9 protein-coding genes are annotated in these 10,994 nt (G+C 67.4%); 2 read left to right on the forward strand and 7 right to left on the reverse strand.

The genetic code is table 11. The features are described 5' to 3' along the window. From AC1DYI_RS17205 to smc, 3 genes are all read right to left on the reverse strand, one after another. A partial coding sequence (locus tag AC1DYI_RS17205) for a hemolysin family protein (RefSeq protein ID WP_477205358.1) occupies nucleotides 1-1,039 on the reverse strand: 1,039 nt, incomplete at its 3' end. 34 nt (nucleotides 1,040-1,073) lie between these two features. Next, a complete protein-coding gene (locus AC1DYI_RS17210) occupies nucleotides 1,074-2,108 on the reverse strand; it encodes a cell division protein ZipA C-terminal FtsZ-binding domain-containing protein (RefSeq protein ID WP_477205359.1) in 1,035 nt (344 codons plus the stop codon). Next, the gene (smc, locus tag AC1DYI_RS17215) at nucleotides 2,105-5,620 is read right to left on the reverse strand and encodes a chromosome segregation protein SMC (protein WP_477205360.1); all 3,516 of its coding nucleotides are present in this window, start codon (nucleotides 5,618-5,620) and stop codon (nucleotides 2,105-2,107) included. Before smc ends, AC1DYI_RS17210 begins: the two co-directional genes overlap by 4 nt. Before the next feature lie 172 nt (nucleotides 5,621-5,792). On the opposite strand from smc, the gene queF reads away from it, so the two are divergent. Together queF and AC1DYI_RS17225 are read left to right on the forward strand one after the other, a co-directional pair. Further along, nucleotides 5,793-6,287 (forward strand): preQ(1) synthase, encoded by a 495-nt coding sequence (gene queF / locus AC1DYI_RS17220; protein WP_477205361.1) that lies wholly within the window; start codon nucleotides 5,793-5,795, stop codon nucleotides 6,285-6,287. Between the two features lie 17 nt (nucleotides 6,288-6,304). Further along, complete coding sequence (locus tag AC1DYI_RS17225) at nucleotides 6,305-6,733, forward strand: SET domain-containing protein (protein WP_477205362.1); 429 nt, start codon at nucleotides 6,305-6,307, stop codon at nucleotides 6,731-6,733. Between the two features lie 31 nt (nucleotides 6,734-6,764). Here the strand turns inward: AC1DYI_RS17225 and AC1DYI_RS17230 are convergent, their stop codons facing one another. The 4 genes from AC1DYI_RS17230 to AC1DYI_RS17245 all read right to left on the reverse strand — a co-directional run. Next, complete coding sequence (locus AC1DYI_RS17230; protein WP_477205363.1) at nucleotides 6,765-7,523, reverse strand: anti-sigma factor domain-containing protein; 759 nt, start codon at nucleotides 7,521-7,523, stop codon at nucleotides 6,765-6,767. Beyond that, nucleotides 7,520-8,134: a sigma-70 family RNA polymerase sigma factor gene (locus AC1DYI_RS17235; RefSeq protein ID WP_477205364.1), complete on the reverse strand. Its 615-nt coding sequence runs from the start codon at nucleotides 8,132-8,134 to the stop codon at nucleotides 7,520-7,522. Before AC1DYI_RS17235 ends, AC1DYI_RS17230 begins: the two co-directional genes overlap by 4 nt. Next, nucleotides 8,134-8,775, reverse strand: a complete 642-nt coding sequence (locus AC1DYI_RS17240) for a hypothetical protein (protein WP_477205365.1) — start codon at nucleotides 8,773-8,775, stop codon at nucleotides 8,134-8,136. The genes AC1DYI_RS17235 and AC1DYI_RS17240 overlap by 1 nt, the downstream gene beginning before the upstream one ends. A 335-nt stretch (nucleotides 8,776-9,110) precedes the next feature. Next, the coding region (locus tag AC1DYI_RS17245) for an ATP-binding protein (protein WP_477205366.1) at nucleotides 9,111-10,994 on the reverse strand (1,884 nt) is incomplete at its 5' end.

The following is a 10,994-nucleotide window of genomic DNA, read 5'->3' on the forward strand; positions in this document are numbered from 1 at the left end:
GCTCTTCGTCGTGTGGCACGACCATTGCCCCCATCACCGTGCTCATCACGTCGTTCAGCGTGATGACCCCGACGACCAGGCTGTATTCGTTGACGATGACGGCGAAGTCTTCGTGCGCCTGTCGGAACTGGGTCAGCATTTCGGCCAGCGTCAGCCGGTCGGGCACGATCAGCACCTTTTTCACCAGGCCCGAGTCGGAGCAGGCGCTCAAGCTCATCGGTTGCCCCAGCAGCACGCGCTGGAACAGGTCGGTCGCGTCGATGTAGCCCAGGACTTCGTCGATGCCTTCGCCGCAGACCAGGTAGGTCGAGTGCGGCGCTTCGGCCACGCGGTTGCGCAGCAAGGTGTCGTCATCGTCCATCGACAGGTAGACCACGCGCTCGCGGGTCGTCATCGCGGTTTCCACCGTGCGCGTGTCCAGCTCGAACATGTTGATGATCACCTGCTGCTCTTCACTGGCCACGGCTCCGGCCAGCGTGCCGGCAGCCGTGAGTGCCAGGATGTCGTGGTGGGTGACCCGATCGTCACGTTTTTGCGGCAAGCCCAACAAACGCGACAAGGAGTTCGACAGGCCGTTGAATATCCAGACGAGCGGCTTCAACAGCGTGGTCAGCAAACTCATCGGACCGACGGTGCGCATCGCCAGTTGCTCGGGATCGTTCATGCCCAGCCGGCGCGGCACCAGATCGGCCAGCACGATGAACAGCGAGGTGATGGTCAGGAACGACAACGCGAAGCCGATCGTCTGTGCCCGCTCGGGCGCCATCACCAAGCCAAGAAGTGCAGCAAAGTGCGGGGTCAGTGCCCCTTCGCCAACGATGCCGCCGAGGATGGCGACCATGTTGAGCCCGATCTGGACCACGGTGAAGTAGTGGCCCGGCGCTTCCTGCACGGTGATCACCCGTGCGGCGCGGCCATCGCCCTCGTCGGCCAGCCGGCGCAGTTGCAAGCGGCGCGCCRCCGCCATCGAGATCTCGGCAACGGAGAAGAAGGCCGCGCCGGCGATCAGCAGCGCGATGAGCAGCAGGTCGGTGGCCATGCCGTCAGCATACGGCCTCCACGCTGCTTTTCGATCAGCTGAACAGGCGCCGCGCGGCAGGGCTGCCGGCCGCCAAGTCGCGCGATTCGAGTGCGCGGTACAGCCGGTCCAGCTCTTGGCCGATGGCCGCGAATGCGTGCAGCGTGATCGGGCTGCTCTGGTCGTCGACCAGCGTCGCGTCCAGGTCGTCGGCCAGGCGACGGGCACTGTGCTGCCAGGCGGCGAACGGCTCGGCAGACTCCAGCGTCTGCGGCACATCCAGGCTCAGGATGAGCTCGCGCAGAGCAGCGTGGCCCGGGTCTTCGGACAGCGCCACCTGGGGATCGAAAGCCAGGACCAGCACCGGCGGCGCGCCTTCCTCGGCACCAGGCAGCACCAGCCGCCCCGGCACCGAGCCCGGCACGAAGCCGTGGCGGCCGGCCGCCTGCTGGATGTAGCCGACCGACCAGGCGATCGAGTTGGCGCGCAGGATCGTCGTCAGCTGCGCATCATGCTGGCTCGCGAAGGTGTCCAGCTCGCGGGCGCGGGCCACCGCGTCCAGCATGTCCGGGAAGTCGACCGCCGCGCTCAAAGCCTCGGCAAAGGTCTCGATCTTCTGCACGAACTCGGAGTACTCGATCTCGTTGACGGCGCCGTGGCGATTGGCCATTTGCAGGCCGGCCTGGAACTCGCCATAACGTTGGCCGGCGCGGGGCATTTCCCATTCGCCGGTCTCAGCATTCAGGCCTTCGATGTGAAAAGGCTTGGTGCCGGCGCGGCGGCTGCCGGGCAGGTTCTGCAGCGCCAGCTCGCCGGTGATCGGGGCCTCAGGCGTGACGGTGGCGATCGCGTCGATCAGCGCGTCCACGCGGGCTTGGCGACGCAAGGTGGCCGTCGGCAACGGGCGGGGCTCGCCCAGGTCCGGCTCGCGCTGACCTGTCAGCGTGGGCTCCATGCGAGGCGCCGTTTCGGCGCCGGCCGGCACCTGCGGCAAGCGGGGCGTCTCGCGTCGCGCCGTCCACGCGCCATGCACCACCACGGCCATCAGCACCAGGCCCGCGAGCATCGCCAAAGCAATGGTCAAGGTCATGCTGCCTCCACCATGCCAACAGCAGCTTCCATGTCCACCGCCACGATGCGCGACACGCCCTGCTCTTGCATCGTCACGCCGATCAGCTGCTCGGCCATTTCCATCGCGATCTTGTTGTGCGAGATGAACAGGAACTGCGTGCCCTTGGACATTTCGTTAACCAGCTTGGCATAACGCTCGGTGTTGGCGTCATCCAGCGGCGCGTCCACCTCGTCCAGCAGGCAGAACGGCGCCGGGTTCAGCAGGAAGATCGCGAACACCAGCGCGATCGCGGTCAGTGCCTTCTCGCCACCCGACAGCAGGTGGATGGTCGAGTTCTTCTTGCCCGGCGGCTGCGCCATCACCTGCACGCCAGAGTCGAGGACCTCGTCGCCGGTCATGATCAGCTTGGCCTGGCCGCCACCGAACAGGCTGGGGAACATGCGGCCGAAGCCTTCGTTGACCTGGTTGAAGGTGGTCATCAGCAGGTCGCGCGTTTCGAGGTCGATCTTGTGGATCGCGTCTTCCAGCGTGCTGATCGCGTCGTTCAGGTCGGCGTTCTGCGCATCGAGGAAGGTCTTGCGCTCGCGCGCCGCGCTCAGCTCGTCCAGCGCCGCCAGGTTGACGGCGCCGAGTGCGGCGATGTCGCGGTTGATGCGGTCGATCTCGCCTTGCAGGCCCCAGAGCTTGACGTTGCCGTCGGCAATCGTCTGTGCCAGGGTTTCGAGGTTGACCTCGGCTGCCACCAGCTGCTCCATGTACTGGGCGCCGCCCAGCTGCGCGGCTTGCGTTTCCAGCTGCAGCTTGGTGATGCGCTCGCGCAGCGGATCCAGGCTGCGTTCGAACTGCAGGCGCTGCTCGTCGGCGGCGCGAAGTTTGGCCGACAGGTCGTCATATTCGCTGCGCGTGGCGGCGAGCACCTGTTCCTTTTCGAGCTTGATCGCCAGCGCGTCCTGCAGGCCGGCTTGTGCCGCCTGGTCGTTGAAGCTGCCGAGTTCAAGCTGCAGCTGTTCGCCGGCTTGGGCATTGGCTTGCACTTGAGCGGCCGCTGTCTCGATCGCGCGTTGCAGCTCGCCACGGCGGGCTGCCAGCGCCCGGGCCTGGAACTGCGCTTCCTGTGCCTGCCGCTCAAGCGAGCGCAGCTGTTCACGCGCATCGTTCAGGCGCCGCTCGGCCTGGATCACGGCTTCTTCCAGCTCGGCGTGGCGCTCTTGCGTGTCGGCCAGCTGCATGTCCAGCTCTTCGAAGCGGGCCTCGCCGGTGACGCGACGCTCCGACAGCTCTTCCATCTGCCCATCGATCTCGGCCAACTCTTCTTCGAGCTGGTTGCGGCGGGTGCTGGCGGCTTCGGCTTGCTGGCTGAGCTGCAGCAATTGCACGTGCAGCTGGTGCGCGCGGGTCTGCGTTTCGCCGGCTTCGCGGCGGACGACCACCAGGCGCTGCGAGGCCTCGGTGTAGGCCGCGTCATGCCGAACCAGTTGCGTGCGCGCCTCGTCGGCGATCAGCACCTGGGCGCGGCTCTGGCGCTCCAGGCTCTCGATCTCTTGCGCGCGGGCCAGCATGCCGGCCTGCTCGGAATCGGGCGCATAGAAGGCCACCGCGAACTGCGAGACTGCGTGGCCCTCGCGGGTCATGATGACTTCGCCGTGGGTCAGCTGGTTGCGTTGCGCGAGCGCTTCGTCCAGGCCGGGCGCGGTGTAGACGCCTTCCAGCCAGTCGTTCAGCAGCGCCTTCATGCCGGCGTCGTTCAGGCGCAGCAGATCAGACAGGCGCGACAGCGTCTGGTGGGTGTTGGCGATCGCGGCTTGCGGCAGCGAATAGAACGCCAGCTTGGCGGGCGGCGCATCGGCGGCGAAGGCGCGCACGATGTCCAGCYGGCCGACCGACAATGCGCTCAACCGTTCGCGCAGCGCCGATTCGAGCGCCACTTCCCACCCCTGCTCGATGTGGATCTTTGTCCACAGGCCCTGCAGGCCGTCCAGCCCGTGCTTGGCCAGCCAGGGTTTGAGCTTGCCCTCGGTCTGCACTTTTTCTTGCAGTGCGCGCAGTGCGTCCAGGCGAGCCGTCAGGTCAGACTGCTTGGCCGATTCGCGGTTGACGGTGTCGTGCTGGGTGCGGCGCTGCTCGTCGAGCAACGGCACTTCTTCGCTCAGCTCGTGCAGGCGAGCCTCCGCTTCGTCGCGTGCGGCGTCGGCGGCTTCGCTGTCTTCTTTCAGCTGGGCCAGGCGGTCCATGTCCGGCGCGGCCAAGCCCTGGCGCTCGGTGGCCAGGCGCTCGCGGCGGGTGCGCAGCGTGCGGGTCTGCTCGTCGATGTTGCGGCTCTCGGCCGCCAGCACCTGGATCTGTTGTTGGACGTGTGTGACCTGGGTGCGCTGTTCGTTGGCCTTGGCCTGCGCGGCGCGCACACCATCTTCAAAGTTAGGCGCCGACATCGATTGCTCTTCAGCCTGCGCGGCCAGGATCTCGGCCTGCTCTTCGGCTGCGGCAATCTGCTCGGCAATCGTCTCCAGCTCGACCTCGGCGTCATCCTTGCGAGACGCCCATTGCGCGTTCTGCGCCTGCAGGTCGGCCAAGCGAGCCTCGGCGCGTTGGCGGCCTTCGACCACATAGCGGATGCGCTCTTCGAGGCGGCTGACTTCAAGCTGCGCCTGAGCCAGGTCGCCCTGCTTGGCATGCAGCGCGTCGGATGCGGCATAGTGCGCCTGGCGCACTGTTTCCAGCTCGGCTTCGACGTGGCGCAATTCGGCCAGGCGAGCTTCCAGCGCATTGGTGGCTTCGAGCGACGCCAGCTTGACGCGCTCTTCTTCAGTGGTCGCGTCGCGGTGCTTCAGGAACCACAGCTGGTGCAGCTTCAGCGTGCCCTGCTCTTGCAGGCCGCGGTACTGTGAGGCGATCTCGGCCTGGCGCTCGAGCTTGTCGAGGTTGGCGTTCAGCTCGCGCAGGATGTCGTCGACGCGGGTCAGGTTCTCGCGCGTGTCCTTCAGACGGTTCTCGGTCTCGCGGCGGCGTTCCTTGTATTTGGAAACACCGGCGGCTTCTTCGAGGAACAGGCGCAGCTCCTCGGGCTTCGATTCGATGATCCGGCTGATCGTGCCCTGGCCGATGATGGCGTAGGCGCGGGGGCCAAGGCCGGTGCCGAGGAACACGTCCTGCACGTCGCGGCGGCGCACCGGCTGGTTGTTGATGAAGTAGCTGGAGGTGCCGTCGCGCGTCAGCACGCGCTTCACGGCGATCTCGCTGTACTGGTTCCACGAGCCACCGGCGCGCCCGTCTTCGTTGCTGAAGACCAGCTCGACGCTGGCGCGGCTCGAAGGCTTGCGGTTGCCCGAGCCATTGAAGATCACGTCCTGCATCGATTCGCCGCGCAGTTCGCTGGCTTTCGATTCGCCCAGCACCCAGCGCACCGCGTCCATGATGTTGGACTTGCCGCAACCATTCGGGCCGACCACGCCGACCCGCTGGCCAGGCAGCTGGAAGGTGGTCGGCTCGGCGAAGGACTTGAAGCCGGACAGCTTGATCTGGTTGAGCCGCATGAAGGGGAATAGGGTCGGGCGAAGGGCCGGCCGGAGCCGTTGAGCCTTCGCCCTAAGTCATTGATTTATCAGTGGATTTTGGCCAGAACCAGGCCGCAAAAGTGGCCGGGATGATACCATCGCGCCCTTCCCGAACCCTCCCTAGTTGCCGCTTCAGGCGGCTAACGCCGACATGGCCCGTACCGCCCCCAAGACGTCCAAGACGCCAGCCGCTGCCGAGCCGAAGCAGCGCCCGATGCCGCCGAACCCGCCGACCGCCCCGTCGAAGGAACTGTTCGTGTTCCCCAACCCGGCGCCGGAGCGGGACTACGTGATCCAGTTCCAGATCCCCGAGTTCACCTGCCATTGCCCGCTGACCGGCCAGCCGGATTTCGCGCACTTCACGATCGACATGGTCTGCGACAAGCTGTGCATCGAGCTGAAGAGCCTGAAGATGTACATGTGGAGCTTCCGCAATGAAGGCGCGTTCCACGAGAAGGTCACCAACGACATCCTGACCAAGATCGTCGAGGTCACGAAGCCGCGCTACGCCCGCATCACCGCCAAGTGGTACGTGCGCGGCGGCATCTTCACCAACGTGGTGGCCGAACACCGCAAGAAGGGCTGGAAGCCCGAACCCGTGGTGACGCTGCCGGCGCACGCCACTGAAACCGGCCTGCGAGGCTGAGCGAGCCCAAGGTCGACATGGGCGCACTCGCCGGCCACCCGCCCTATCAAAAGTTCGAGGTGGCCGTGCGCCGCAGCCCGATCGACGGCTTCGGCGTTTTTGCGCTGGAGCCGGTGCCCAAGTGGCACAAGATCGGCGAGGTGCGCGGCGAGTCGATCACGATCGCTGAGGCGCGCCGCCGCGCCGCGATGCTCGAGCGCATCATGATCGTCGAGATCTCGGCCAAGAAGGCGATCGACCTGGCGAAGTCGACCGACCCGATGCGCTTCACCAACCACAGCTGCCAGCCCAACGGCCAGCTGCGCGTGCACGAAGGCCGGATCGAGTTCTACGCCCTGCGCAACATCGAGCCAGGCGAAGAGATCACGGTCGACTATGGCGAGACCCACCACGAGGGGCGGCTGGCCTGCCGCTGCGGCGCGCCGGGGTGCGTCGGGCGGCTTTGAGTGCCGGCGGTGCCACCGGGCACCAGCAGCGTCACCAGACCTTGGCGCACGGCCCCTGGGCCCACAGCGGCGCGGTCGGTTGGGCGGGTGGCGGCCCAGCAGCCTCGCGGCTGACGCCCAAGTGCGTCATGGTGCCCAGCAATGCCTCGGCCGGTGCCGCCAACTCGATGTCGGCACTTTGCTGTGCCAGCCAGCTGCCCACGTGGCGCGGAGTGGGCTGAGCCTCGCTCCAGGCCCACAGGGTCAGGACCTGGTCCGGCGCCAGGGCCACCGGCTGCAGCAGGCGCACCGTCAGCGCGCGGCCGTGGCGGCGTGCCATCGTGGCCAGGGCGGGGCGCCCCTGCCCGTCTTGCAGCACACCGACATAACTGGCGGGCGGGTGCGCCGTCGCAAGTTCCAGCTCCTGCACCTGAGGGCGCCACTGAACCAACCCGATGCACAACAGCGCCCCAGCGGCCAGACCGAGCGCCGCGGGCCAGCGCCAGCCCATGCCAGTCAGCATGCCCGCGGCGCGCCCGCGTAGTCCCTTCGCCGGCAAGGCCCGGGCCGACGCTGTGGGGTGGAACAGGCGCCGCTGGATGTCAACCCAGACCTGCTCGCGGGGCGCCATCGATACAGGCGCGCCGCGTTCTAGCGTGACCAGGATCTCGCGCCAGCGCACCACTGCCTGCGCGGCGACGGCGGACTCGGCCAATGTGCGGGCAAAGCGGCGGCTGGCCCGGGGCGACAGCGTTCCCAGCACATGGGCCCGCGCAAGGGCGTCGAGCCGCTGGGGCAGGAGGTAGTTCATGACGATTGAATCCCGCCCGCCTCCAGGCAGGCCTTCAGGTAGACCAGACCGCGGCGCACCCAAGCCTTGACCGTACCCAGCGGCGCGTCGAGCGCGTCGGCAACCTCAGCGTGCGTCATGCCCCGGTAGTACGCCAGGGCAAGCGCCTGGCGCTGCTGCGCCGTCAGCCGGCCCATGCAGGCCTGGATGTGCGTCGCCCGGATCGAGGCATCGAGCCACTGCTCCGGGCCGGCGGCCGCCGGGGCCAGAGCCTCGGGCAGGTTGTCGTCGCCAGGCGCCGAGTCGCCCACGCTGCTGGAGCCAGCCCGGCGCACGTCGATCGCGCGGTTCCTGACGATGTTGATCAGCCAGGTCATCGGCACGCCCAGCCGCGCGTCGTAGGCACTGGCTGAATGCCAGACCTTGACGAAGGCATCCTGCAGCACCTCCTCGGCCAGTGTCTGGCGCTGCAGGACGCGCCAGGCCACGGCCAGCAGGTAATTGCAGGTCGCGCGGTAGAGCTGCTCGAAGGCGCGCCGATCGCCGAGCGAGACGCGCGCTATCCAGCGCGCGAGCTCGTCGTTGTCCGGCGCGGGCCTGCCGCGCGACATGGCCGAGGGCTCAGCCTGCATCAGGGCTTGACGTGCAGCAGCGGGCCCGACAGATCGGGGTAGTTGCTGGTGTTGAGCACTTGCACACCGGCCGTGTGTTCGCCGCTGAACGGCGTCACGTTGCCCGGGCAACCGGCCTTGACTGCGTCGGCGGCGGAGTTGAACCACAGCCCCACGTGGTAGGTGTGGACCGGGGCCGTCTGCGGGTTGACGCCGGCATCGGGGAAGTTGTCGTGGTGAACATCCGGTGCCGCGATGCTGCCGGGCGCGACGATGAAGGTCTCTTCGTTGAACCGGCCGATGAACTTGCGCGAACCGTTGCCGAGGTAGTCCGACTCGATGTCACCCTGGTACCACGCCATGCCGAAGGGCGCGTTGGGCGCCTGAATGACGAAGAGGTTGAAGTCGGTGTTCGGCGGCAGGCCGGTGACGCTGACCGTCATCTGCTCGGCGCCGACCAACGGCTTGACCTGGACATGGCCTTTCACGTACGGCAGACAACCCGGAACCGCCACGAGCGAGGGCGTGCGCACCATGTTGAACTTGAATGTCTCGCTGGTACCGGCGTGCGCGGGCGCCGACGCAAATGCCATCGTCAGAAGCGAGGCGGCGATGGTGACTGCGGCGGACGGCTTGGCGAAACGTTGAAACTGGGGGCTCATGAAGCTGACTCCTTGGGTTTGATGAAACGGCGCCCTGTGCATCAGGTGCCGCGYTGTCACGGTGCGTGACGAACCCGACTTACGGAGCCATCGCCAACCTGGACGCACAGGCGACGAACTTTTCTTTTCTTCCTGTTCGTCCAGCCGCCTGGTCAGGTTCTGGAGCATCGAGAACAGTCACGCCACGCCCACCCGTTTTGGGATGGGACTCGCATGCGCCGCGCCCTTTCGTGACGTCCGGCGTTGCGCGCGTCGGTACCCCAGATGCAGCAGTCGTAGCGGCAGGAAACCGCGATGCGCCGGCCGCGCGCCGAACCGCCGCGGATAGCGGACGGTCAGGTCGCCGTCGGCGCGCCCAGCCAATCGCGCAGCAACTGCTCCAGCGCCTTGGGGTCGATCGGCTTGGCGAGGTGGGTGTTCATGCCGGAGTCCAGGCACTGCTGACGGTCGTCTTCGTAGACGTTGGCCGTCATCGCGATGATCGGCGTGTGCTGGTGCAGCGGCTGGCGGCGGATGCGGCGGGTGGCTTCGAGGCCGTCCATCAGTGGCATGTGCATGTCCATCAGCACCAGCGGGTAGGCCTCGTGCTGCGCCATCGCGACCGCCACGGCGCCGTCGCTGGCCAGGTCGGCCACCAGGCCATGACGCGCCAGCAAGGCCTGGATGACCTCCTGGTTGACCGGGTTGTCTTCGACGACCAACACCTTGCCAGGCAGTTGCCAGCGCGGCAGTCCGGTGGCCGGCGCAGCGGAAGATGGGCCGGCCGTCACCCGTTCGGCAACTTCCGTCACCAGGCGCTGCAAGGGCAGCAGGATCCAGAACCGGCTGCCCTGCCCTGGCTGGCTGGCCACACCGATCTGGCCGCCCATCAGCTGGCACAGCTCGCGGCTGATCGTCAGGCCCAGGCCCGACCCACCGAAGCGCCGGGTGGTCRACACGTCGGCCTGCTCGAAGGCGTCGAACACACGCACCTGCTGCTCGGGTGTCAGGCCAATGCCGCTGTCCCATACCTCGAAGCGCAGCCAGACACGCTCGTCTTCATCTTCGCGGACCTGCGACACCGCCAGCCCGACCTCGCCGTGGTGGGTGAACTTGACCGCGTTGCCGAGGAAGTTCAGCAGCACCTGACCGAGACGGCGCTCGTCACCCAGCAAGCGCTGCGGCAATCCGGCCTCGAGCTGCTTGTGAAGGCGCAGACCCTTGGCCTTGGCGGACGAATCGATCATGCCCAGCATGCGATCGACCATCGCTTCAAGGYCAAAGGCCACCGTTTCGAGCGACAGCTTGCCGGCCTCGATGCGCGACAGGTCGAGCACGTCGTTGATCAGCCCCATCAAGTGCTGGGCGGCGTCGAACACCCGTTTCAGACGCTCTCGCTGCGCCGGCTCGTGGCTGTCGTCGTGCAGCAGCTGGGTCAGGCCGATCACCGCGTTCATCGGCGTGCGGATCTCGTGGCTCATGTTGGCCAGGAAGGCGCTCTTCGCCCGGCTGGCCGCTTCGGCCGCTTCCTTGGCGGTGGCCAGGTCGGCGGTGCGCTCACGCACCTGGCGTTCGAGATCGACATTCGACTGCTGCAGCCGCGCCTCGCTGTCGCGCAGCGCGGCTTCGGCGGCGCGACGCTGCGCGAGTTCGTCCGACAGCGACTGCACGGTCTGCCCCAGCCGCTCGTTCATTTCATTGAAGGCCTGCCCGAGGCGGCGGAACTCTTCGGTGCCACGCACCGCCACGCGCCGGCCCAGGTCACCCGCGGCAATGCCCTCGGCCGCGTCGGTCAAACGTGCCAGCGGGCGCGACAGGATGGCAGCGATCAGCCACACCGCCCCCATGCCCAACAGCGCCAGCAGCCCGACGAAAGCGAGCCACTCGCGCTGAAGCAGCTGCAGCGGCGCCTCGAACTGGCGCTTGGGCTCATAGACCATCACCAGCCAGCGCGTGCCGGGCACCGGCTGCACATGGCCGTGCCAGTGGCGGCCCGCCCAGTCGGGCTCTTGTGCGCCGGGTGACGTGTCAACGTGGAACTCCGGCGGCAGGCGCTGCTGACCTGCCAGGCGCGAGTCGGTGCCGGCAAACAGGTGGCCTTGAGCGTCGAAGACGATGCCGTGCACATCGCCATGCGCGCTCAGGCTCTCGGCCAGCACCTGGCCCAGCAGGCCGGCTTCGAGCCGCAGGCGCAGCACGCCCAGCACCGCACCGTCGCGTTTGACGGGCGCTGCTGCGAA

It is taken from the genome of Ideonella sp. P3_A4 (genome assembly GCF_056403075.1).